Annotated in this window: 22 protein-coding genes, 1 tRNA gene and 1 pseudogene; 14 read left to right on the top strand and 10 right to left on the bottom strand. The window is 67.8% G+C overall.

Features of this window, described 5'->3' with window-relative positions; genetic code table 11:
- Positions 1-59: 59 nt before the first annotated feature.
- Positions 60-728 (bottom strand): transcriptional regulator, encoded by a 669-nt coding sequence (locus tag B1L07_01770; GenBank protein AUZ54069.1) that lies wholly within the window; start codon positions 726-728, stop codon positions 60-62.
- Positions 725-1,363 (bottom strand): RNA polymerase subunit sigma, encoded by a 639-nt coding sequence (locus B1L07_01765; GenBank protein AUZ54068.1) that lies wholly within the window; start codon positions 1,361-1,363, stop codon positions 725-727. Before B1L07_01765 ends, B1L07_01770 begins: the two co-directional genes overlap by 4 nt.
- A gap of 212 nt (positions 1,364-1,575) precedes the next feature.
- Between B1L07_01765 and B1L07_01760 the strand changes: the two genes are divergently transcribed.
- From B1L07_01760 to B1L07_01700, 13 genes are all read left to right on the top strand, one after another.
- Positions 1,576-2,472 carry an acyl-CoA desaturase gene (locus B1L07_01760; protein ID AUZ56400.1) on the top strand — a complete coding sequence of 299 codons (897 nt, stop codon included), beginning with the start codon at positions 1,576-1,578 and terminating at the stop codon, positions 2,470-2,472.
- A 1-nt stretch (position 2,473) separates the two neighbouring features.
- Positions 2,474-3,724, top strand: a complete 1,251-nt coding sequence (locus B1L07_01755; protein ID AUZ54067.1) for a dehydrogenase — start codon at positions 2,474-2,476, stop codon at positions 3,722-3,724.
- Entirely contained in the window at positions 3,721-4,497 is a 777-nt protein-coding gene (locus B1L07_01750) for a chromosome partitioning protein ParA (GenBank protein AUZ54066.1), read from the top strand. The genes B1L07_01755 and B1L07_01750 overlap by 4 nt, the downstream gene beginning before the upstream one ends.
- Positions 4,494-5,747 carry an SAM-dependent methyltransferase gene (locus B1L07_01745; GenBank protein ID AUZ54065.1) on the top strand — a complete coding sequence of 418 codons (1,254 nt, stop codon included), beginning with the start codon at positions 4,494-4,496 and terminating at the stop codon, positions 5,745-5,747. The genes B1L07_01750 and B1L07_01745 overlap by 4 nt, the downstream gene beginning before the upstream one ends.
- Positions 5,744-6,277, top strand: a complete 534-nt coding sequence (locus B1L07_01740) for a hypothetical protein (GenBank protein AUZ54064.1) — start codon at positions 5,744-5,746, stop codon at positions 6,275-6,277. The genes B1L07_01745 and B1L07_01740 overlap by 4 nt, the downstream gene beginning before the upstream one ends.
- The gene (locus B1L07_01735; protein AUZ54063.1) at positions 6,274-7,047 is read left to right on the top strand and encodes a hypothetical protein; all 774 of its coding nucleotides are present in this window, start codon (positions 6,274-6,276) and stop codon (positions 7,045-7,047) included. The genes B1L07_01740 and B1L07_01735 overlap by 4 nt, the downstream gene beginning before the upstream one ends.
- 22 nt (positions 7,048-7,069) lie before the next feature.
- Positions 7,070-8,149: an SAM-dependent methyltransferase gene (locus tag B1L07_01730; GenBank protein AUZ54062.1), complete on the top strand. Its 1,080-nt coding sequence runs from the start codon at positions 7,070-7,072 to the stop codon at positions 8,147-8,149.
- 519 nt (positions 8,150-8,668) lie between these two features.
- A complete protein-coding gene (locus B1L07_01725) occupies positions 8,669-9,349 on the top strand; it encodes a hypothetical protein (GenBank protein AUZ54061.1) in 681 nt (226 codons plus the stop codon).
- A 139-nt stretch (positions 9,350-9,488) separates the two neighbouring features.
- A complete protein-coding gene (locus B1L07_01720; protein AUZ56399.1) occupies positions 9,489-10,052 on the top strand; it encodes a fasciclin in 564 nt (187 codons plus the stop codon).
- A gap of 693 nt (positions 10,053-10,745) precedes the next feature.
- Complete coding sequence (locus B1L07_01715; protein ID AUZ54060.1) at positions 10,746-11,042, top strand: hypothetical protein; 297 nt, start codon at positions 10,746-10,748, stop codon at positions 11,040-11,042.
- A gap of 143 nt (positions 11,043-11,185) precedes the next feature.
- A complete protein-coding gene (locus B1L07_01710) occupies positions 11,186-12,190 on the top strand; it encodes a hypothetical protein (protein AUZ54059.1) in 1,005 nt (334 codons plus the stop codon).
- Positions 12,187-12,501: a transposase gene (locus B1L07_01705; protein AUZ54058.1), complete on the top strand. Its 315-nt coding sequence runs from the start codon at positions 12,187-12,189 to the stop codon at positions 12,499-12,501. The genes B1L07_01710 and B1L07_01705 overlap by 4 nt, the downstream gene beginning before the upstream one ends.
- A complete protein-coding gene (locus tag B1L07_01700) occupies positions 12,498-13,319 on the top strand; it encodes a transposase (protein AUZ54057.1) in 822 nt (273 codons plus the stop codon). Before B1L07_01705 ends, B1L07_01700 begins: the two co-directional genes overlap by 4 nt.
- Positions 13,320-13,489: 170 nt before the next feature.
- Here the strand turns inward: B1L07_01700 and B1L07_01695 are convergent, their stop codons facing one another.
- The 8 genes and pseudogenes from B1L07_01695 to B1L07_01660 all read right to left on the bottom strand — a co-directional run bounded on the left by B1L07_01695 (position 13,490) and on the right by B1L07_01660 (position 21,071).
- Complete coding sequence (locus B1L07_01695; GenBank protein AUZ54056.1) at positions 13,490-14,014, bottom strand: hypothetical protein; 525 nt, start codon at positions 14,012-14,014, stop codon at positions 13,490-13,492.
- Complete coding sequence (locus B1L07_01690; protein ID AUZ54055.1) at positions 14,001-14,573, bottom strand: hypothetical protein; 573 nt, start codon at positions 14,571-14,573, stop codon at positions 14,001-14,003. Before B1L07_01690 ends, B1L07_01695 begins: the two co-directional genes overlap by 14 nt.
- 5 nt (positions 14,574-14,578) lie before the next feature.
- Positions 14,579-14,914 carry a hypothetical protein gene (locus B1L07_01685; protein ID AUZ54054.1) on the bottom strand — a complete coding sequence of 112 codons (336 nt, stop codon included), beginning with the start codon at positions 14,912-14,914 and terminating at the stop codon, positions 14,579-14,581.
- 421 nt (positions 14,915-15,335) lie between these two features.
- The gene (locus B1L07_01680; GenBank protein AUZ54053.1) at positions 15,336-15,584 is read right to left on the bottom strand and encodes a hypothetical protein; all 249 of its coding nucleotides are present in this window, start codon (positions 15,582-15,584) and stop codon (positions 15,336-15,338) included.
- A 488-nt stretch (positions 15,585-16,072) separates the two neighbouring features.
- Positions 16,073-16,148, bottom strand: a tRNA-Met gene (locus tag B1L07_01675).
- 69 nt (positions 16,149-16,217) lie between these two features.
- Positions 16,218-18,551 (bottom strand): annotated as a pseudogene (locus tag B1L07_01670) (sugar hydrolase).
- 134 nt (positions 18,552-18,685) lie between these two features.
- Positions 18,686-20,539, bottom strand: coding sequence for an RNA polymerase sigma factor RpoD (locus tag B1L07_01665; protein ID AUZ54052.1), 1,854 nt, complete (start codon positions 20,537-20,539; stop codon positions 18,686-18,688).
- A 91-nt stretch (positions 20,540-20,630) separates the two neighbouring features.
- Positions 20,631-21,071, bottom strand: coding sequence for a D-tyrosyl-tRNA(Tyr) deacylase (locus tag B1L07_01660; GenBank protein AUZ54051.1), 441 nt, complete (start codon positions 21,069-21,071; stop codon positions 20,631-20,633).
- Positions 21,072-21,193: 122 nt separating this feature from the next.
- Here B1L07_01660 and B1L07_01655 point away from each other — a divergent pair, with 122 nt between their 5' ends.
- Complete coding sequence (locus B1L07_01655; protein AUZ54050.1) at positions 21,194-22,114, top strand: lipid A biosynthesis lauroyl acyltransferase; 921 nt, start codon at positions 21,194-21,196, stop codon at positions 22,112-22,114.
- Positions 22,115-22,186 lie beyond the last annotated feature (72 nt).

Raw genomic sequence — 22,186 nt, 5'->3', positions numbered from 1 at the left:
CCACGCTGCCGCGCTGCCGGGCCGGCAATGGCCCGGCACCGGTGTCCGGGTGTGCCCGGCTACAGGCCGACCATCGGCTGCATCTTGCGCGCCAGCCAGCCACGGAACTGCAGCGGGCCGTCCAGCGCCGCCACGCAGACGCATGGCACCCCCGGCGAGGTGATCGGCCGGTGCTCGATGTCGCTGTCCAGGTCGGCCATGTCGCCCGGGCCGAAATGGCCCAGCTCGTCGTCGTACGCGCCCTGCAGGATCTGCGTCAGCTCGCTGCCGTGGTGGCTGTGCAGGGGGATGCTCTTGCCCGGCGCGATCTTGAGCATGACCAGGGTGTCGCCACTGCCCGCCGCGGCACGCACCAGGTGCACGCCGGGGGCGACCCAGCGCCAGCGCAGCGCCTTCCAGGTGCGCCCGAAGTAGGGATGCAGCGCCCGCGGCAGCAGCTCGGCCGGCCGGTGCATCGGCGCCGGGGCCGGTTCGGCCGCGGCCGCCGGCAGCGGCTGCTGCAGCCGGGCCAGGATGTCGCCGCGCAGCTGCGCCTCGCGCGCCGAGGCCACGGCCGGCTGCTGCTGCAGCAGCAGCGCGCCGCCGACGTGCTCGGCCGCGGCCAGCTGCCGCCGGCAGTGCGCGCATCCCTCCAGGTGGGTCGCCGCCACTGCCGCCATGGCCGCGGACAGGGCGCCGGCGGCGTGGCTGACCAGGGTGGCCGGATCCAGGTGATGGCGCGGGCTCATGCGGCCCCCTTCACGCTGGACTGCAGCTGCTGGAAGGCGCGGCGGATGTACGACTTGACCGTTCCCAGCGGCATGCCCAGCTCGTCGGAAATCTGCTGGTGCGACTTGGCTTCGAAGTAGGACATGCGGATCAGGCGTGCTTGGATGGCGGACAGGCGTTCGATGCGCTCGTTGAGGTCGGCATGCGCCGCATAGCTTTCGGCCGAGGAAAAATCCGGATCCTCGGTCTCCTGGCAGAACTCCAGGCCGTCATCGTCCTGGATCTCCACCGCGGTCCAGTGGGTCTCGCGGCGCAGCCGGTCGATGTGCAGGTTGCGCGCGACCCGGAACAGCCAGGTCGACAGCGTACTGCGCGCCGGATCGTAGCTGTCGGCACGCTGCCACAGCCGCAGCAGGGCTTCCTGCGCCAGCTCCTCGGCCACCACCTCCGGCGCACCGAGCCCGCGCAGGTACAGCCGCACGCGCGGCGCGAAGTGATCGTAGATGCGCATGAAGCAGCGCTGGTCGCGCTGCAGGGCGACGGCCTGCATCTGCGCGGACCAGTACCCGGCACTGCCCAGGCTTGTTTCGGCGATCGACATGACTCTGGCCGCCTCGAAGGGCGACAGGTCTCCAGGGTGGGCGTCCGGGCACATGGTAGGGCAGTTGGCAGGCGGTGCGGGCATCTGCCTGCTTGTACGCGGACGGCCCCGGTTTGGATGCAGGCCGGCGCCCACGGCGCCTGCATCCAACGGCGCGGCAATACCGTATAGAAGGGCGTACCCCGCGGACCACCGGCAATGCCCCTGCACCCAGCTCCTCCCCTGCCCCGCCCGCCTCCCCGGCGCCCGCCCGTGTCCTGCGCAGCCTGCGCCTGTGGTTCGACAGCGCCGCCGCGGCGCCGGCCAACGATGCCGATGCCGACCGCGTCGACTGGCTGCGGGTGCTGCCGTTCGTGCTGCTGCACCTGGGCTGCGTCGGGGTGATCTGGGTCGGGGTCTCGCCGGTGGCATTGCTGGTGGCCGGGGTGCTGTACGTGGTGCGGATGTTCGCGATCACCGGCTTCTACCACCGCTACTTCTCGCACCGCAGCTTCCGCACCTCGCGCGGGCTGCAGTTCGTGTTCGCGCTGATCGGCGCGACCAGCGTGCAGCGCGGCCCGCTGTGGTGGGCCGCCCACCACCGCCACCACCACCGCCATGCCGACCAGGCGCAGGACCTGCACTCGCCGCGGCACGGCTTCTGGCGCAGCCACATGGGCTGGTTCATGACCCCGCGCGCGTTCGCCACCGACCTGAGCCGGGTGCCGGACCTGGCCCGCTACCCGGAACTGCGCTGGCTGGACCGCTACGACGTGGCGGTACCCGTGGCCATGGCCATCGCCCTGTACGCCACCGGCGCGTTGCTGCAGCACCTGTGGCCGGCGCTGGACACCAGCGGCGCGCAGTTGCTGGTGTGGGGGTTCTTCATCTCCACCGTCGTGCTGTTCCATGCCACGGTGACGATCAACTCGCTCTCGCACCGCTTCGGCAGCCGCCGCTTCGAGACCGCCGACGACAGCCGCAACAATTTCCTGCTGGCGCTGCTCACCTTCGGCGAGGGCTGGCACAACAACCATCACTTCTACTCCAGCAGCGCCCGCCAGGGCTTCCGCTGGTGGGAAGTGGACCTGACCTGGTACGGCCTGCGCCTGCTCGCCCTGCTGGGCCTGGTGCGCGACCTCAAGCCGGTGCCCGCCTGGGTGCTGGAACGGCCGGAGCGCTGAGATGCGCATCGCCGTCGTCGGTTCCGGCATCGCCGGCCTGGCCAGCGCCTGGCTGCTGTCGCAGGCGCACGAGGTGGTGCTGTTCGAGGCCGCCGACTACCTGGGCGGGCACACCCACACCCACGACGTCAGCGTGGGCGGCCGCCCGTATGCGGTGGACACCGGCTTCATCGTCCACAACCCGGACCACTACCCGCTGCTGACCCGGCTGTTCCAGGCGCTGGAGGTGCAGACCCAGCCCACCACCATGAGCTTTTCGGTGCACAACGGGCGCAGCGGGCTGGAGTACAACGCCACCTCGCTGGATGCGCTGTTCTGCCAGCGCCGCAACCTGCTCTCGCCGCGCTTCCTGGGCATGGTGCGCGACCTGTTCCGCTTCTACCGGCAGGCGCCGGCGCTGCTCGAGGGCGACGGCCCGGGCCCCGGGCTGGGCGAGTGGCTGCAGGCCAATGGCTACGGTGCGGCCTTCCGCGACGAACACCTGGTGCCGATGGCCTCGGCGCTGTGGTCTTCGCCGCCGCGGCAGATCCTGCAGTTCCCGGCACGCTACCTGGTCCAGTTCATGGCCAACCACCAGATGCTGCAGGTCAGCGGGCGCCCGCAGTGGCGGGTGGTGCGCGGCGGCTCGGCGCGGTATGTCGACGCGCTGCGCGCGCGCTGGACGGTGCAGGAGCGGCTGGCGTGCCCGGTGCGCGCCATACACCGCCATGGCGACCGGGTGAGCGTGGACAGCGCCGCCGGCAGCGAGGTGTTCGACCAGGTCGTGCTGGCGTGCCACAGCGACCAGGCGCTGGCGCTGCTGGCCGACGCCAGCGACAACGAACAGGCGATCCTCGGCGCGATCGGCTACCAGCCCAACGAAGTGGTGCTGCACACCGACGCGTCGCTGCTGCCGCGCCGGCGCAAGGCATGGGCGGCCTGGAACGCGTTCGTCCCGGGCGATGCCGACGCGCCGTGCACCGTCAGCTACTGCATGAACCTGCTGCAGGGCCTGGATGCCCCCGAGCCGCTGGTGGTCACCCTGAACCGCAGCGAGGCGGTCGACCCGGCGCGGGTACTGCGGCGCCTCGCCTACCAGCACCCGGTGTACACCCCGCAATCGGTCGCCGCGCAGCAGCGCCGCGCCGTCATCCAGGGGCAGAACCGGACCTGGTTCGCCGGCGCCTACTGGGGCTGGGGCTTCCACGAGGACGGCATGCGCAGCGCGGTGGATGTCGCCGCCGGCCTGGGCGTGCGCTGGCCCACCTCATGAAGCCGCTCCTGCACAGCGCGGTCTACGAGGGCGTGGTGCACCATCGCCGCCATCACCCGCGCGCGCACGCCTTCAGCTATCGCCTGGCGCAGCTGTACCTGGACCTGGACGAACTGGACCAGGTGTTCGCCGGGCGCTGGCTGTGGTCGGTGGGTCGCCGCAACCTGGCCGCGCTCCACCGCGATGACTTCCTCGGCCCGGCCACGCGGCCACTCAAGGAGGCGGTCAAGGACCGGGTGCAGGCGGCCACCGGGCAGCGCCCGGAAGGGCCGGTACGGCTGCTCACCCACCTGCGCTACGGCGGGCTGAGCTTCAACCCGGTCAGCTTCTACTACTGCTTCCAGGCCGACGGCCTGACCCTGCACAGCATCGTGGCCGAGATCACCAACACCCCGTGGCGCGAGCGCCATGCCTACGTGCTGCCGCTGGCGCAGGCGCGGCAGTCCGGGCGGCTGGCGGCATGGACGTTCGACAAGACCTTCCACGTGTCCCCGTTCATGGGCATGCAGCGCAGCTACGACTGGCGCTTCAGCCTGCCGGAGTCGCGGCTGCTGGTGCGCATGAACGTGTCCGACGGCGACCGCCGCGAATTCGACGCCCACCTGTCGCTGCGCCGGCTGCCGCTGGACGGGCGCTCGCTCGCGCGGGTGCTGTGGCGCTACCCGCTGATGACCGCGCAGGTACTTGCCGCGATCTACTGGCAGGCCCTGCGCCTGTGGCTCAGGCGCACCCCCTTCCATCCCCACCCCCGTGTTTCCGGAGACTCCCCTTGAACAGCATCGTGCAGCGCGGCACCGCACCGGGCTTCGGCACCCTCGACCGCTTCCTGCGCCGGCACCTGCTGCGGCGGCTGGCAGGCTTCGCCCACGGCCAACTGCGGATCGAGGACCCGCTGGGCACGCTGCAGGCCGGCCCGGCCGACGCGGGCCCCACGGTCACCCTGCAGATCCACGACCCGGGCTTCTACCGCGCACTGGCCACCCACGGCAGCGTCGGCGCCGGCCAGGCCTACATGGACGGACTGTGGCAGTGCAGCGACCTGGTCGCGCTGATCCGCCTGCTGGTGCGCAACCGCGACCTGCTCGACGGCATGGAGACCGGCAGCGCGCGCCTGGGCGGGCTGGCGATGAAAGCGCTGCACGCACTGCGCCGCAATACGCGCGAAGGCAGCCGCCGCAACATCGCCGCCCATTACGACCTGGGCAACGCGTTCTTCGGGCTGTTCCTGTCGCCGGACCTGATGTACTCGTCGGCCTGCTGGCGCGGGGCCGACGACACCCTGGAAGCGGCATCCACGCGCAAGCTGGACCTGATCTGCCGCAAGCTCGCGCTCGGGCCCGATGACCACGTGCTGGAGATCGGCACCGGCTGGGGCGGGTTCGCGCTGCACGCGGCGCGCCACTACGGCTGCCGTGTCACCACCACCACCATTTCGCGCGAGCAGCACGACCTGGCCGCCGCGCGTATCGCCGAAGCCGGGCTGGGCGGGCGCATCACCCTGTTGCAGTCGGACTACCGCGACCTGCGCGGGCAATACGACAAGCTGGTCTCGATCGAGATGATCGAAGCGGTCGGCGCCGAGTTCCAGGACAGCTACTTCGGCCAGATCGGACGCCTGCTCAAGCCCGACGGGCTGGCGCTGGTGCAGGCGATCACCATCGAGGACCACCGTTACGCGCAGGCGCTGGAGTCGGTGGATTTCATCAAGCGCCACGTGTTCCCCGGCTGCTTCATCCCCTCGATCAGCGCGATGCTCGCCTCCAAGACCCGCAGCAGCGACCTGGCGCTGATCGCGCTGGAGGACTTCGGCCTGTCCTACGCGCGCACCCTGCAGGCGTGGCGCGAGCGCTTCCTGGCGCAGTTGCCGGCGGTGCGCGCGCAGGGCTTCGACGAACGCTTCATCCGCCTGTGGGAGTTCTACCTGGCCTATTGCGAAGGTGGCTTCCGCGAGCGCTCGATCGGCGTGGCCCACCTGGTCCTGGCCAAGCCCGGCTGGCGCCCGGCGGACGCGGAGCCGGCATGAACACGCTGGCGATCCTGCTGGCCTACCAGGCGACCTGGTTCGTGGCGGTGATCGGCGCCGGCCGCGGATCGTGGTGGCCGGGCGTGCTGGCGGCCGCGCTGTTCGCGCTGTGGCGGCTGGCGGTCTCGCCGGCGCGTGCGCTGGAGCTGCGCCTGCTGCTGGCGGCGCTGGGCATCGGCCTGCTGCTCGAATCGGTGTGGGTGGGCAGCGGGCTGCTGGACTACGCCGCCTGGCCGTGGGCCGGTCCGCCGGCGTGGATCCTGGCGCTGTGGTGCGCGTTCGCGCTGGTGGTGGTGCCGCTGCTCGGCTACCTGCACCGGCGCCCGTGGCTGGCCGCCGCGCTCGGCGCCGTCGGCGGGCCGCTGGCGTACCTGGGCGCGGCCAGCGGCTGGGATGCGCTGCGCTTCTCCGAACCCCGCTGGCACGCGCTGCTGGCACTCGGCGCCGGCTGGGCGCTGGCGATGCCGGCGCTGGCCGCATTGGCCGCGCGGGGTCTGCAACGTGACATACCGCGAGGACACACGTCATGAACCTGGGCAGTCAACTGGTGGGGATCGGCGCGTTCGCCGGCGTGCTGATGCTGTGCGGCTGGCACTGGCAGCGCCGCCACGACAATGCCGGCATCGTCGATGTGCTGTGGGCCCTGGGCCTGGCCGGGGCGGCGCCATGGCTGGCGCTGACCGGCAGCGGCGCCCCGGCGGCACGCATCCTGGTCGGCGTGCTCGGCGCGGCCTGGGCCCTGCGCCTGGCCCTGCACCTGTGGCGGCGCGTGCGCAGCGAGGCCGAGGACGGCCGCTACCGTGCGCTGCGCCGGCACTGGGATGGCGACCAGCGCAAGTTCCTGGGCTTCTTCCTGTTCCAGGCCCTGCTGGTGGTGCTGTTCTCGCTGCCGCTGGCGGCGGTGGTCGCACACCCGCAACCTTCGCCACTGCAACTGGGTGCCGCCGCGCTGCTGTGGGTGGTATCGGTGCTGGGTGAAGCGCTGGCCGACGCGCAGCTGGCGCGCTTCCGCGCCGATCCGGGCAACCGTGGCCGTACCTGCGACCGCGGCCTGTGGCGCTATTCGCGCCACCCCAACTACTTCTTCGAATGGCTGCACTGGTGCGCCTGGGCCATTGCCGCGGTGGGCGCGCCGCACGCGTGGCTGGGCCTGCTCGGACCGGTGCTGATGTACCTGTTCCTGCGTTTCATCAGCGGCATTCCGTTCACCGAACAACAGGCCCTGCGCACGCGGGGCGACGACTACCGCGCGTACCAGCGGCGCACGCCGATGTTCTTCCCCTGGTTTCCCAAATCCTGATCGCATTGCCGAGGACCGCGTCATGACCACCACCGCCCTGGATCGCAACGAGTTGCCGCACGACGTGCCCGCCCCCGGCCTGCTGGGCCTGGCCGAACGCGGCTGGGTACCGGACGCCGTACTGCGCGCCGGCATCCGCCGCCTGTGCACCCAGCGCCTGCACGACGAGCTGGCCGGCGGCGTGGAGGCGCAGTCGCTGCGCCAGCGCGAGCGGTTGGCACAGCTGCGCCACAGCCCGCTGGCGATCGAAACCGAAGCCGCCAACCGCCAGCACTACGAACTGCCGCCGGCCTTCTTCGGCCACTGCCTCGGGCCGCGGCTGAAGTATTCATCCTGCTATTACCCGACCGGCAACGAGACCCTGGAGCAGGCCGAGGAGGCGATGCTGGCGCTGTACGGCGAACGCGCCGGGCTGGCCGACGGCCAGGACATCCTGGAACTGGGCTGCGGCTGGGGCTCGCTGACCCTGTGGATGGCCGCGCGCTATCCAAACGCGCGGATCACCGCCGTATCCAACTCCAACGGCCAGCGCGCCTTCATCGAAGAACGCTGCCGCGAACGCGGCCTGCACAACGTGCGCGTGCTCACCCGCGACGTGAACACCCTGGCGCTGCCCGCCGCGGCCTATGACCGCTGCGTCTCGATCGAAATGTTCGAGCACATGCGCAACTACGACAGCCTGCTCGCCCGCATCGGCACCTGGCTGCGCCCGGGTGGCCGGCTGTTCGTGCACATCTTCGTGCACCGCACCCTGCTGTACCCGTTCGAGACCCAGGGTGCCGACAACTGGATGGGCCGGCACTTCTTCACCGGCGGGTTGATGCCGGCCGCCGACACGCTGCTGCACTTCCAGGGCCCGCTGTCGATCACCCAGCAGTGGCTGGTGGACGGCACCCACTACCAGCGCACCGCCAACCACTGGCTGCAGCGCCAGGACGAACAGCGCGATGCGGTGATGGCGATACTGCGCCAGGCCTACGGCGACGCCGCCGGGCTGTGGTTCCAGCGCTGGCGGATGTTCTGGATGGCCTGCGCCGAACTGTTCGGGTACGCCGGCGGGCAACAGTGGATGGTGTCGCACTACCTGTTCGAACGACGCTGAGCCTACTGCAGGGGTGACGCCACCGGCGCGGGCGTCATCCACGCGCGCACGGCGTGCCCGCGACACCTGCCTCCGTACCCGCGTGCCACGCGAGGACGCGGCCCCTTGCCGCGTGTCACCGCGCCGCGCGGTGCCACGCACGGTTGCTCGGCGCGCAGCGTCGGACCGACAACGCGAATCCCTCTTGCATGGGTCGGCGCCGCGCGCAGGCGTGCGCCCGCGGCGGCCATCGTGCCGGCCGCTGCCACGTTCGCGGAACCCTCCTGCGTGTACGCCGCGTCAACGCCGCAACGTCGTTTTCATCGGTTTTTCCAGGCGGCAATCGCGATCGGCATGCATCCAAGCGCGGGCGTGCTGCGTATTGGAAAACGCATGACCCCGTGCGTTTCCCATTCAGCCTGGAGAGCCCCAATGAAGTCTGCTGCCCTTGTCGTTCTCGCCGCCGGTCTGGCTGCATCCGCTACCGCACACGCATCCGGCGTCGAAGCCGGAAAGTGGAGTTTCTCCGCCTTCGGTGGCGTGGACATGCCGACCAGTGGCGATGTCCACGGCGGCGCCGTCGCGCCGGTGCCGGACCTCGGCCCGCTCAACCCCGCGCTGGCCGGCGTCAATGCCGAGCTGCGCATCCAGTCGCGCAGCCATGACCGCATCTACGGCCTGGCCGATACCTATGGCGTGGAAATGGGTTATGGCCTGAGCGACCGCGCCGAAGTGTTCGGCCAGGTGCGCTACAGCCACGCCTCGCCCGGCCGCGCGCAGGTGGGCGGCGCGTTCGTGCCGGCACTGGACACCGAGCTGCCGGTGTACGGCCGCTTCAGCGCCTACAAGAGCTACGGCGCGGAGTTCGGCTACCGCCGCTTCTTCATGGAGCCGGGCGCGGTGCGTCCGTTCGTCGCCGCGCGCATCGGCGCGACGCATACCGACGCGATCAAGGCCTCCTTCGACATTCCGGCCGCGGCCATCTCCATTCCGGATGCGCGCTTCACCAAGAAGACCTGGTCGGCCTCCGGTGGCGTCGACGTGGGCGTGATCATCCCGGTGGGCAAGACCTTCAGCGTCACCGCGCAGGCCGGCGTGCGCTACGTGGACAAGCTCAGTGGCGACGACGCCGACATCGGCGGGCTCGGCCTGGGCGGCATCAACAACGATGCCAAGCGCATCTCGGTGCCGATGAGCGTCGCCGCGCGCTGGGATTTCTGAGCGGCACCGTGTTCCGACCGCCGTGCCAGCCACGCCGCCACGGTGGCGTGGCTGGCATGGCACTGATCGCCGAAAACCGCAGCCGACACTGCGTTCACCCCTGCCTCCACGCGGAGGCGATACCCATGAGGACATGACCATGCGTACCCAGATCCAGCGTCTTGCCATTGCCGCCGGCCTCGCGCTTGCCAGTGCCGCCGCCTCTTCCGCCTTCGCCGCGGGCAATCCCGCGGTGGGCGGCGCCGCCATGGATGCGAAGAAGACCATCGTCGAGAATGCGTCGGCCGCCACCGACCTCAGCACCCTGGTCACCGCGCTGAAGGCCGCGGGGCTGGTGGACACGCTCGCCGGCAAGGGCCCCTTCACCGTGTTCGCCCCCACCAACCAGGCGTTCGCCAAGCTGCCCAAGGGTACGGTGGAGACGCTGCTCAAGCCGGAGAACAAGGCCACCCTGACCAGCATCCTGACCTATCACGTGGTGCCCGGCACCCACCCCTCCAGCCAGCTGGTCGCGGCCGCGCGCAGCCATGGCGGCCACAGCACGCTGAAGACGGTGCAGGGTGAGGAGCTGACCGTCGAACTGAAGGACGGCAAGGTGTGGGTGGTCGACGCCAAGGGCGGCAAGTCCGCGGTCACCACCGCCGACGTCATGCAGTCCAACGGCGTGGTGCACGTGATCGACAGCGTGCTGATGCCCAAGTAAGGCCATGTGCGGCCGGGCCTGCGGCATCCGCAGGCCCGTGCCGTGGACCGCCGCGCGCACCCTGGCATGCGCACGCGCCTCTCGTCGTACCCACGGTCACGGCGAGCCCACGCCGCGAGCGCCGCCCCCCCCTTTCCGGGTGCGGTTGGTCACCAGCGGATTGCGCGCGTCCGACACAAACGATACAGCGCCCCATCACCGCCTTCCGCGCCGCTTCCGCCCCATCGACTCACCTCGCAGGCCTGGATTCCTTCCCGCGACGGACGCTTTGCACACACTGGTTACACCGGCGTTTCAACCGGGAGACGCCAGCGCGCTCCCACGGTGACGCAGGACCGCATCCCATGCCTGCATGTGCGGCATCGGGCACCTCCCACCATCCGCCGATGAAGTGCGCGGGCGGCGCCACCGCCATTCCGCCCGTGCGCGGCATTGTGCGCACGCCGCCAGCACCGGCGCCCGCCCTTCCCGCCTGCCCGATCGCCCAGTAGTGGCCAGTGCCGCTCGGGACGCGGCACCGCCGGCCATCACCCCCAGCTCCCGTGCCGTTGATCACCGCGTCGGTGCGGTCCATCCCCATCGTCTTGAGCGGCGGTGACGTGCGAACCGAAGATCGGGCACGCCCTGTCGTTCAACAGGGTTACTGTCCCGCACCGGGCGAACCCGGAAGTTCCCCGTCAACAAGGAGTCCCCATGAAGTTCAAGCCCGTCCTGCTGGCCGCGTGGCTGGTCGTCCCGTTCACGCTCGCGGGCTGTTCCGCCGTGGCCAGCAAGACCAACACCCTGTCCGACGAGCGCATCCTCTCCGAGACCAGCGGTGTGCTGGGAATGTCGCCGTCCGACCTGACGCTGCTTGAGCGCCGTACCGAAGGCGTGAACACCTACGTGACACTCAAGGCCAAGAGCGGCAAGACCTACGCCTGCACCGTCAATGGCGGCAACCTGCTCTCCTTCGGCATGACCAATCCGCCGGTCTGCAACGCGCGTTGACGCACCCGGCGGCGTCCGCCGGTGGTCGATGACGGGCGCCGCGCCCCGGCGACGGGCCCGCGGCAACGGCCCCGGCCGGCAGCCGCGTGCACGCGCGTCCCCGGCACGCAACAATGCAGGCTCGAGCGGTGACCGCGGAGCCGATGTACCCGATGCCGTATCGCGCCAGCACGCACCGGTTCCCATCGCCGCACACACCGTGGCGGCGGCACCGCCGCGCCGCGCTGCTGGTGGCCGCCATCAGCGCCTGGTGGCTGCTGTACGGGCTGATGCTGGCGAGCCAGCTGGTGGACATGACGTCGGCGACCGGCGACCTGTTCACCTGGCGCCGCGCCCTGATCCACGCCGCCGGCAGCACGGCCCCCTGGATACCACTGACGCTACTGCCGCCAATGCGCGAAATCCTGGTCACCAGCGTCGGCAACAATCTGATCCTGGGGATCACCGTCGTGGCGATGCTCCACGGCATCGTCTACTTCGAGCAGAACGAGCAGCGCCAGCAGCAGCTGGATGCACTGGAGAAGAACCTGGCGATGGCTCGGCTGGAGGCCGTCAAGGCGCGGCTGAACCCGCATTTCCTGTTCAACGCGCTCAACTCCGTGGCCGAACTCATGCAGGTGGACGTCGAACAGGCCGAGCGCATGCTGATCGCCATCAGCGACATGCTGCGTGACGGCCTGCGTGCCGACCAGCATCATGAACGTCCCCTGCGCGACGAGCTCCGGCAGGTCGCGGACTACCTGATGATCGAAGGCATCCGCCTGGGCCGGCGGCTGCGCTCCCGCGTCGACGTCGACGACGCCTGCATGGATATCCCCGTGCCCACCCTCTCGCTGCAGCCACTGGTCGAGAACGCGATCGTCCACGCCATCGCGCGATCACGGGCACCGGGCTGGGTGGCCGTCGGCGGATGGATGGATGGCCAGCACCTGCACCTGTCGATCGAGAATTCGCGTGGCACCGAAGGCGCGCGCGAGGACGGCAATGGCATGGGGCAGCGCTCGGTGAAGGAGCGCCTGCACCTGCTGTACGGCGACCGCGCCCGGCTGGAGGTGCACGACGCCGGGCCGGATGTGTACCGCGTGCATCTGTGTAATGACCCAGTGATTTCCTGCTCAGGTGTAACCTTTTCAAGGAGACACCGATGAGCGCGGTAATGGAAGAAGAGATCAAACGTTGGACAGCACGGCGGAAGTCGGCGCTGGTGTTGGAGATCATCCAGGGCAAGACCACTGTGTCGGAGGCGAGTCGCCAGTTCGACTTGCCGCCATCAGAGATCGAGAGCTGGGTCGATGACGGGAAGCGCGGAATGGAGAACGCGCTGCGTGCCAAGCCGGAGGACGTGCGCGAGCAGTATGAGCGGCAGCTCAAGGATCTGCAGGAGGCGTATGGCGAGGCGATGCTGGAGCTACGTGCACGAAAAAAATTGGCGTCCCTGCTGGGCAAGGACGAGACCTGATGGTCACGATCCAGCAGGGACTGCGCAATGACGGCGTGGCGGTCTCGATGTCGCAGTTGTGCCGCTGGTTCGACGTGCCGCGTCGGACGGTTTACTACCGGCCAGTGAGAACTGCACCGGCGGTGCGCCCGGAGCTGGCCGGCCCGATCAAGCAACTGATCGAGGCCGAACCTTCGTTTGGCTATCGCACGGTCGCCGGATTGCTGGGCATGAACAAGAACACGGTGCAACGGATCTTCCAGTTGATGGGCTGGCAGGTGCGCAAACGCGCTGTGGGTATGCGTCCCCGCATCCAAGCACTGCCCTCGGTGGCCTCGGCGCCGAACCAGCGTTGGGCGACCGATCTGTGCCGGATCTGGGGCGGCCGTGATGGTTGGCTCACATTGGCGCTGGTGATCGACTGCCACACCCGCCAACTGCTGGGATGGCATCTGTCGCGAACCGGCCGTGCGACGACGGCGGCAGCGGCTTTAGAGCAGGCGTTGATCACGCGCTTCGGTACGCTCGGCCGCGTTCCCGAACCGTTCTTGCTGCGCTCGGATAACGGACTGGTCTTCACCAGCCGCCACTACACGCGCCTGGTGCGCAGCTACGGATTGCGGCAGGAATTCATCACCCCGCACTGTCCACAGCAGAACGGCATGGTCGAACGCGTCATCCGGACACTGAAGGAGCAATGCGCACACCGGCACCGCTTCGAAAGCCAACAGCATGCGATGCGCGTGATCGGCGACTGGATCCAGTTCTACAACCACCGGCGGCCGCATCAGGCGCTGGGCATGAAGACACCCGCCGAGGCATACGCTTTAGCGGCCTAACCTGTGCAGGAAGTGCTGGGTCATTACAACGACTACGTACGTGCGAGGTTGACTTGGAAGTCCATCGGGCCTTAACCAGTCGATGTAAGACGCCATCTCTTTCCCGCGTTCTTCGGATCTCTTGCTCTAAGCCCGGGTTGCTCCTGAAGCCGCGCCAACGCGCTAACGCGCTAAGTCTCCGGAGCCAACGGCTCCAATGCCTTCAGCTTCTTCTTCCGGGAGCCGCCAGGCTTGGCGAACAAGGGAACACTGGGAACGGGGAGTGATGCACGCCTCGTCGTATCGACAACGTGCTGTCGCCAGAAAGGCCAGACGTTATGCACTACATTCAAGTCGACGAAGGCTCGCAAGTCCTCTGCGCTCTTAGGTGTGTCGACTACGAAGTACTCAGCGGCGAATGTGGCTTCCACCGTATACAGCACCTCGTCTTCCTCAGAGCCATCGCCATGCTCAAATACGGAGCGAACACCTAGGTCAACAAGCACTCTCAGCAAAAGAGTGGTGTCCTCTTCGCCTTCCACTTCAGCACGGAACAGCTCAGGTGTGGCCTTGCGAAACGACTGAAGAACGCATTTGCCCTCATGCAGATCTTTCCGATACAAACCATCTCTGGTCAATGAACATGTCCACAGGAAAATGTCATTAAGGACAAAGTGCTGGGTCGGATCGAATGTAGACTTCTTAGGCCGTGCCATAGCGGAGCTCTTCGTATGATTCCCAGTTGGCTGGCATGTGTTCGACTTCAGAGAGTGCGCCCGTTAGCTGAACTTGATCAACCTTTAAGACCACCTTCCGCGGAGAAGCAACTCGCCGCTCGTCCTCGACCGTCTTCCAACCAAGCGCCTCCAACTCTCCCGCTTGCGCCGCCAAGTACCGCCGAGCCTCAGGCACGTCATTAAAAACACGCATAAGAAGGTCCATCGACCTACTTTGCATGACTTCTCCGCGCTCATACTTGGAGAACGCGTTCGCGCCCCCACCGAGCATGCTAGAGGCCTGCGCCTGGGAGATGCCCCAACGCATACGCCACTCCATGATGCGAGTGGACCCCCAAAGCCCATCACTAGCACGTTTGGCGTCAGCAAAAATCTTGTCATTGGCCTTGGCTTGATCAGGCAGCACTACAGACTGCCCACAGCAATCGCATGTGGACTGATGCAGCCCATCTACGCTCAAGGTCTTACCGTTGTAAGCAAGAGTTCGGCTAGCTGTTGAAGACAGGAGGGATCCCGCTTCGCATATCGGGCAAATCATATTTGTCACTTAAGAACCTTCTCACAGTGGAAGGAGGTCACAACCAAGTACTGGACCGCGGCCGGCGAGGGAATTCGGAACTTTATGTAGAGTCGCCGCATAGTCTGAGTTGCCGGGCATCGCGCCGTTGTGACGTAGTCATCCCAACTTTTCCCATCGTCGTACTCAAGGGTGTCACGGTACTCACTTGGGTCGATCCACCGGACGACCTCAGCTGCGCTGACGGAATCGAATCCAAGTTCCTGATAGTCACGTTCAGCTTGGGGGGTGAAGATCACCTTCCCCGCTTTGATCAAGTCCTGAACATCGCGCAGGACGAATATTGGGCCTTTGGGAGCCACTTATCAACCATCATGGTTAGTTGTGGCGCCATTACAGCCCACTGGATTCAGCAAAAATTGTGACATGCGCCTCACTTCATCCCAGCTATTTCCCTTCCGCATCATCATCACTGTGCCTTCCGTGTATTGAGCCCCCTTCTTCACAATCTATCAGGGAGCTTCCGCACCTGGCTAGGCCGAAGGACAGGCCAAGTCCGTATCAAAGATGAATGAGACTCGGGTCATCTTCTCTGTCTCAATTTCTTAGTTAGAGTGTCCCCCTTAGCGTTCACGGTAAGCGGGAATCCGAGACGGCTGAAGCTTGGCGGCGTCTTGAAAGTGGAGCATATCTACTTCAACTCAAATGAGTCTTTGCCATTGTGGCCGTTCGGCCAGTGATCCTCCGACCCCACGTGCCATAGCAGGGAGTCGCTCCACGCCTTTACGACCTGAAAAACTCAGTTGATGGGGTCTGCGCGCCCCAAAGCGCGCACAACGGATCGCCGATGAGAGCCGGGTCGGTCACGCTCGCAAAGTGCTTCGCCTGCTGCTCGAGCGCCCCCGGTAAGATCTTGGGCCGGATTCCTATCAGCACGGCCGGTGCGGCCAGTAAAGCCGGAGCAGTAATGTCCCCGATAGGAAGATCCGCCAGCCCAACCAGATCCTTCTCGATCAGCCTGCGCTCCCGCACGACCGACCCGGGAGGAAGGTGTTTGCGGACCGCTCGCCATGTGCGGCCTTCTACACCCGAGCCACCTGAGCAGGATTTGCCCCAACGCGCAGCAATGAGCGCAGACGGTCGCGCTCGACGCGAACAGCCTGCAGCGACATTGAGGGGGGGGTACTCATCAAGCGTGACGATGCTTGCTTTGCTCAGTTAGCAATAGCGGTAACGCCAGATCTTGGCTCCCGATGGCGCACTTCAATGTACAAGCCGTTGGCATCAGACACACGGAAGGGACTGGCCTTCGGCTTGAGCGAGCGCAACTTGGTGTCGGCCAACATGTGAGTCGAGCGTCTGGTCGTCTAGGGGCGTATAGCCCGCTGACACACAGCGTGACTCACTTTTTTCTTGGATGCAGGTGGATACCACTGGACACAGCTGGACGCCAGAACAGCTGCAAATCCAGCGCTACGAAGCTCTCGCAAGACGTCTCTGGACTTCTGTAGAAGTCAATCTGGTGGGCCCACCAGGATTCGAACCTGGAACCAAAGGATTATGAGTCCTCTGCTCTAACCGTTGAGCTATAGGCCCGCTGCCGGTGCGCAAGTGTAGTGGAGGCCGCGGCAGGCGGCCACCGGCGGCGGCTCCGGCATGCGCGGCTCAGTGCGTGGACTGCGAGTACGGGCGGGCGTCGGGCCGGGTGCCCCACTCGCGGTTGGGCTCGGCCTGCAGGGTGAAGCGCAGCTCGCCGCCGGCCATGATCTCGTCGTGGCGCAGGAACGCGCGGTCCAGCGGCTTGCCATCGAGGGTGACGCGGCCGACGTAGGGATGGGCCTCGTCCAGGCCTTCGGCCACGATGGTGAAATGCTTGCCGTTGGGCAGGTTCAGGCGCGCACGCGGCAGGAACGGGCGGCCGATGATGTACTCGTTGCTGCCCGGCGTGACCGGGTAGAAGCCCAGCGCGGTGAACACATATCACGCCGACATCTGCCCGAGGTCGTCGTTGCCGGCCAGGCCATCCGGGCGCGGCGCGTACTGGGTGTCCATGATCCGCTTCAGCCGGGCCTGGGTGCGCCATGGCTGGCCGGCGTAGGCGTAGAGGTAGGCGACATGGTGGCTGGGCTCGTTGCCGTGCGCGTACCAGCCGATCAGGCCGGTGATGTCCTCCATGTGCTCGAACACCGCCGGGTCCACCTTCGCATCGAACACCGCGTCGAGCCGTTGCAGCAGCGTGTCAGCGCCGCCATGCGCGGCGGCGAGCCCGGCCACGTCCTGCGGCACGTACCACGAATACTGCCAGGCGTTGCCTTCGGTGTAGTCGCTGCCGTAGCCACTGGCGGCCGGGTCGAAGGGTTCGCGGAAGCGGCCGTCGCGCCTGCGCGCGCGCATGAAGCCGGTGGACGGATCGAAGGCGTGTTTCCAGTTGCCGGCGCGCTTGGCGAATTCCGCGGCGACATCGTCCCGCCCCATGGCCGTGGCCATGCGTGCGATGCTCCAGTCGTCGTAGGCGTATTCCAGGGTCTTGCTCGCCGCCTCGCCTTCCTCGTCGATCGGCACCCAGCCCAGTTCGCGGTACTGGGCGATGCCGTCATACGGCCCGTAGTTGGCACTGGCGACCATCGCCTGCAGTGCTTCGTCGGCGTCGAAGCCACGGATGCCCTTCAGGTAGGCATCGGCGATCACCGGCACCGCGTGGTAGCCGATCATGCACCACGTCTCCAGGCCGTGGAACGACCACACCGGCAGGATCCCGTAGGGGCTTTCGCGGCGCGCGGCCAACAGCGAGTTGACCATGTCGCTGCTGCGCTGCGGCGGCTGCAGCAGGGTCATCAGCGGGTGCAGCGCGCGATAGGTGTCCCACAGCGAGAAGGTCGAATAGTTTGTCCAGCCCTGCGCCTGGTGCACGGCGTTGTCGGGGCCGCGGTAGCGGCCATCGCTGTCCATGAACAGGGTCGGCCCGAGCATGCTGTGGTACAGCGCGGTGTAGAACGCGGTGCGCTGCGCCGGCGCTGCGTCCACTTCCACCGCCGCCAGCGCCTGCGCCCACTGCGCGCGGGCGGCGGCGCGCACGCCGTCGAAGTCCCAGCCGGGCGCTTCGGCGTCGAGGTTGGCGATGGCGTTGTCCTCGCTGACCGGCGAGATCGACACCTTGACCAGCAGCGGCTCGCGTCCACCCGGGCCGAAATCGAAGCTGCCCACCAGCTGCCGGCCCTCGATCTGCGCTCGCGCGCCTGGGTCCTTCTCCGCCGGCGGCGGGAAGCCGCGGTAGACCACATCACTTTCGGTGTCGTGGAAGGCGTGGCCGCGCTGCGGCCGCGAAAAGCGCATGGCGAAGTACAGCTGCCGTCCCGGCGCCCAGCCGCGGGTCTGGCGGTAACCGGTCACGGTGCCGTCCGCGCGCAACCGCAGGCGCGACCACAGGATCTTGCCCGGGTAGTCGTACATGCTGGTGCGCAGGTCGACCAGCACATGCGCCGGCCGGTCCGCGGGGAAGGCATAGCGGTGCATGCCCACGCGCGCACTGGCGGTGAGTTCGGCGCGCACCCCGGAGTCGTCCAGGGTGACGGCGTAGTAGCCCGGCTCGGCGCGCTCGCTGCGGTGATCGAAGCGCGAGGTGTAGCCGCTGCCCGGCCGGGTGACGTCGCCACGCTCGTATTTCACTTCGCCGCTGAGTGGCATCAGCAGCACGTCGCCCAGGTCGGAGTGGCCGGTGCCGGAGAAGTGCGTGTGCGAGAAGCCGGCGATGGTGGTGTCGTCGTGCCGGTAGCCGGCCGCCCAGCCGTAGCCGTCCCTGCGCGACCGGATCTGGGTGTCGGGGCTGAGCTGGACCATGCCGTGCGGCACCGTCGCGCCCGGGTAGGTGTGGCCTTCGCCGCCGGTGCCGATGAACGGGTCCACCGCCGCCACCGCGTGCTCGCCGGCACGCTCGCCCGCTGCCGCCGTGCCCGCCAACAGCACCAGCGCGACCATCCACTTCGCCTGCCTGACTGCCATTGCCGGCCCCTTGGATCGATCCAATCTCTATCGAAGATAACATCCGTCGCCATCGAGGTATTGGCGCGGCGCCACAAAACGAAAAGGCCCGCGATGCGGGGCCTTCTCTTCGGTACCGCGGTGACGCCGCGCGGTCAGTCGATGTCGAGGAAGCTGCGCAGCTGCTCGGAACGGCTGGGGTGGCGCAGCTTGCGCAGCGCCTTGGCCTCGATCTGGCGGATGCGCTCGCGGGTGACGTCGAACTGCTTGCCGACCTCTTCCAGGGTGTGGTCGGTGTTCATGTCGATGCCGAAGCGCATGCGCAGCACCTTGGCTTCCCTCGGGGTGAGGCCGGCCAGCACGTCGCGCACGGTCTCGGACAGGTTGATATTGGTGGTGTTGTCGATCGGGGACTCCACGTTGGTGTCCTCGATGAAGTCGCCCAGATGCGAATCCTCGTCGTCGCCGATCGGGGTTTCCATCGAGATCGGCTCCTTGGCGATCTTCATCACCTTACGGATCTTGTCTTCCGGCATGTCCATTTCCTTGGCCAGCTCCTCCGGCGTGGCCTCGCGGCCGTACTGCTGGAGCATCTGGCGGGAAATGCGGTTGAGCTTGTTGATCGTCTCGATCATGTGCACCGGGATGCGGATGGTGCGCGCCTGGTCGGCGATCGAGCGGGTGATCGCCTGGCGGATCCACCAGGTGGCATAGGTCGAGAACTTGTAGCCGCGGCGGTACTCGAACTTGTCCACCGCCTTCATCAGGCCGATGTTGCCTTCCTGGATCAGGTCCAGGAACTGCAGGCCGCGGTTGGTGTACTTCTTGGCGATGGAGATCACCAGGCGCAGGTTGGCCTCGACCATTTCCTTCTTGGCCTTGCGCGCCTTGGCTTCGCCATAGGCCATGACCCGGCTGATCTCCTTCAGCTCGTCCAGGCTCAGGTGCGACTCCTTCTCCACGTCGAGCGTGGCCTGCTGCTCGGCGATGATCTGGTCCTTGACGTCGCGCAGCGCCGAGGACCACTTCTGCTTGCGCTTGATCGCGTCCTCGACCCATTCCAGGTTGGTCTGGTTGCCTTCCCAGGAACGGATGAAGTCCTTGCGCGGCATGCGCGCGGTGACTGTGGCCAGGTGCAGCACGCGGCGCTCCTGGGCCTTGATCCGGCCCATGGTGTCGCGCAGCAGGCGCACCAGCACGTCGGTCAGCGGCAGCGGCAGCTTCAGGGTCACGAAGGTCGCCGACAGCTCTTCGCGCAGCTTGGCCTGCGCCTTGAGGTCGCCCTTGGCATGGGCCTTCTTGAACTTGGCCATGTCGCTGGCCAGCTGCTCCATGCGGTTGGCCACTTCCACCGGATCCGGACCGGTCGGGCCGGCATCCTCGTCGCCGCCGACATCGTCCTCGTCCTCGTCGGCCTCGGCATCGCTGTCGTCGGACGCGTCGTCGCTGTCGGTGGCGGCCGGCGCCGGCTCTTCCTCGACCAGGTCGTTGAAGCCGACGATGATCTCGGCCAGGCGCTTCTTGCCTTCCTTGTGCAGCTCGTAATCGGCCAGCACCGACTCGACCGCCGGCGGGAAGGTGCCGAGCGCGGCCTGCACCTGGCCCAAGCCTTCCTCGATGCGCTTGGCGATGGCGATCTCGCCTTCGCGGGTCAGCAGCTCGACCGTGCCCATCTCGCGCATGTACATGCGCACCGGGTCGGTGGTGCGGCCACCTTCGGTGTCGAGCGCGGTCAGCGCTGCAGCGGCTTCCTCGGCGGCGGTATCATCCACCTCGCGGTTGCCGGTGTTGCCATCGCTGAGGATCAGCGTGTCGGCATCGGGCGCCACTTCATGGACGTCGATGCCCATGCCGGTGATCAGGCCGATGATGTCTTCGATCTGCTCCGGGTCGACCATGTCGTCCGGCAGGTGGTCGTTGACTTCGGCGTAGGTCAGGTAGCCCTGTTCCAGGCCCTTGCTGATCAGTTGTTTGATATCGGATTGCTGGGCAGGACGTTCGTTGGCCATGTAGTGCTCGCGCCACCGGCAGGGAAAGATAGAGAACCTACTATTATACCAGCGCAGCATAACGCTTGCCGGGCGGTGGTTTCACGGCGCGTCAGGGTCTGAGCAGGAAGGTCACCGGTCCATCGTTGACCAGGCTGACCACCATATGGGCCCCGAAGCGCCCGGTTTCCACCCCGCCGACGTGTTTTTCACGGCAGATCGCCACCAATCGATTGAATAGCCGTTCAGCCTCGGCCGGCGCCGCGGCAGTGCTGAAGCCCGGGCGCATGCCCGAACGGGTGTCGGCGGCCAGGGTGAACTGGCTGACCAGCAGCAGGCCGCCCCCGGTATCGCGCAGCGAGCGGTTCATCCTGCCAGCATCGTCGGCGAAAACCCGGTATCCGAGCAGACGCTCGGCCATCCGCGCCAGCGCCGCCTCGTCGTCGCCCGGCTCGACGCCGACCAGCACCAGCAACCCCGGGCCGATCTGCCCGACGACCTGGTCCCCGACGCTGACCGACGCCTGGGTGACGCGCTGGAGGAGGGAAAGCATGGCGGCTCCTGGAAAAGGGGAGCGCGCACCATATACCGCACCGGACGCCGCAGCGACGGCCCTGCAGCCGCCCGGCGGCGCCGCTGCCGGGTCCGCCGCCGCGGCGGGCTAAACTTGCACGGATGAAACCGGAACGCGCCGCCAAGCTCTACCACCGCCTCGCCGCCGGGCTGACCGCCCTGCCCTGGTCCTGGCAGCGGGCCCTGGCCGATGCCCTGGCCTGGCTGTGGCGCCGGCTGGACGCCCGCGAGAGCCGGGTGACGCGGCGCAACCTGGAACTGGCCTACCCGGCGCTGTCGGCGCCGCAGCGCGCGCGCCTGCACCGCGACATCCTCAGGACCACCGCCCGCCAGGCGCTGGAGACCCTGTACCTGTGGACCCACGACCCGGCCCGCAATCTGGCCACCCACCTGCGCGAGCGCCACGGCCAGGCGCTGTACGACGCCGCGCTGGCCGCCGGCAGGGGCGTGATCGTGGTGGCCCCGCACTACGGCAACTGGGAACTGCTGAACCAGTGGCTGGCCTCGCGCGGGCCGATCGCCATCGTCTACGCGCCCCCGGACAACCCGGTCGGCGACGCCTTCCTGCAGCGGGTCCGCGGTGGCGACAACATCCGCCAGGTGCGGGCCGAGGGCCCCGCGGTGCGGCAGCTGTTCAAGGTACTCAAGGACGGCGGCTCGGTCGGCATCCTGCCCGACCAGCAGCCGAAGAACGGCGACGGCGTGTTCGTGCCGTTCTTCGATGTGCAGGCGCTGACCATGACCCTGGTCAACCGCCTGGCCGAGCGTACCGGCGCCACCGTGCTCTACGCCTGGTGCGAGCGGATCGGCCCGGACATCGAGTTCGCCCTGCACGTGGAACCGGCGCCGGCGTCGATCGCCGATCCCGACCTGCAGGTCGCCACCAGCGCGTTGAGCGCGGGCATCGAGCGCATCGCCCGGCGCGACCCGGCGCAGTACCAGTGGACCTACAAGCGCTACACGCTGCGCCCGCCGGGCAGCGGCGAGAGCGACCCGTACGCCACCGAGCGCCACCCGCACTGATGCGCCCGCAGCATGCCCCTGCAACACTGCGTCACCCCGGTGATCGATTGAATCCGCCGGCGCCGACCCCAT

The organism is Stenotrophomonas acidaminiphila, from assembly GCA_002951995.1.
In the GTDB taxonomy this organism is placed as follows: Bacteria; Pseudomonadota; Gammaproteobacteria; order Xanthomonadales; family Xanthomonadaceae; genus Stenotrophomonas; species Stenotrophomonas acidaminiphila_A.
The sequence above is the reverse complement of the archived record's forward strand: the minus strand, read 5'-3'. Positions and strand labels throughout refer to the sequence as shown.

What these genes read in the sequence shown, in the direction of transcription:
- B1L07_01770 (AUZ54069.1), bottom strand. Translation starts at nt 728, where the DNA reads ATGAGCCCGCGCCATCACCTGGATCCGGCCACCCTGGTCAGCCACGCC.
- B1L07_01765 (AUZ54068.1), bottom strand. Translation starts at nt 1,363, where the DNA reads ATGTGCCCGGACGCCCACCCTGGAGACCTGTCGCCCTTCGAGGCGGCC.
- B1L07_01755 (AUZ54067.1), top strand. Translation starts at nt 2,474, where the DNA reads ATGCGCATCGCCGTCGTCGGTTCCGGCATCGCCGGCCTGGCCAGCGCC.
- B1L07_01750 (AUZ54066.1), top strand. Translation starts at nt 3,721, where the DNA reads ATGAAGCCGCTCCTGCACAGCGCGGTCTACGAGGGCGTGGTGCACCAT.
- B1L07_01740 (AUZ54064.1), top strand. Translation starts at nt 5,744, where the DNA reads ATGAACACGCTGGCGATCCTGCTGGCCTACCAGGCGACCTGGTTCGTG.
- B1L07_01735 (AUZ54063.1), top strand. Translation starts at nt 6,274, where the DNA reads ATGAACCTGGGCAGTCAACTGGTGGGGATCGGCGCGTTCGCCGGCGTG.
- B1L07_01730 (AUZ54062.1), top strand. Translation starts at nt 7,070, where the DNA reads ATGACCACCACCGCCCTGGATCGCAACGAGTTGCCGCACGACGTGCCC.
- B1L07_01720 (AUZ56399.1), top strand. Translation starts at nt 9,489, where the DNA reads ATGCGTACCCAGATCCAGCGTCTTGCCATTGCCGCCGGCCTCGCGCTT.
- B1L07_01715 (AUZ54060.1), top strand. Translation starts at nt 10,746, where the DNA reads ATGAAGTTCAAGCCCGTCCTGCTGGCCGCGTGGCTGGTCGTCCCGTTC.
- B1L07_01710 (AUZ54059.1), top strand. Translation starts at nt 11,186, where the DNA reads ATGTACCCGATGCCGTATCGCGCCAGCACGCACCGGTTCCCATCGCCG.
- B1L07_01705 (AUZ54058.1), top strand. Translation starts at nt 12,187, where the DNA reads ATGAGCGCGGTAATGGAAGAAGAGATCAAACGTTGGACAGCACGGCGG.
- B1L07_01695 (AUZ54056.1), bottom strand. Translation starts at nt 14,014, where the DNA reads ATGGCACGGCCTAAGAAGTCTACATTCGATCCGACCCAGCACTTTGTC.
- B1L07_01690 (AUZ54055.1), bottom strand. Translation starts at nt 14,573, where the DNA reads ATGATTTGCCCGATATGCGAAGCGGGATCCCTCCTGTCTTCAACAGCT.
- B1L07_01665 (AUZ54052.1), bottom strand. Translation starts at nt 20,539, where the DNA reads ATGGCCAACGAACGTCCTGCCCAGCAATCCGATATCAAACAACTGATC.
- B1L07_01660 (AUZ54051.1), bottom strand. Translation starts at nt 21,071, where the DNA reads ATGCTTTCCCTCCTCCAGCGCGTCACCCAGGCGTCGGTCAGCGTCGGG.
- B1L07_01655 (AUZ54050.1), top strand. Translation starts at nt 21,194, where the DNA reads ATGAAACCGGAACGCGCCGCCAAGCTCTACCACCGCCTCGCCGCCGGG.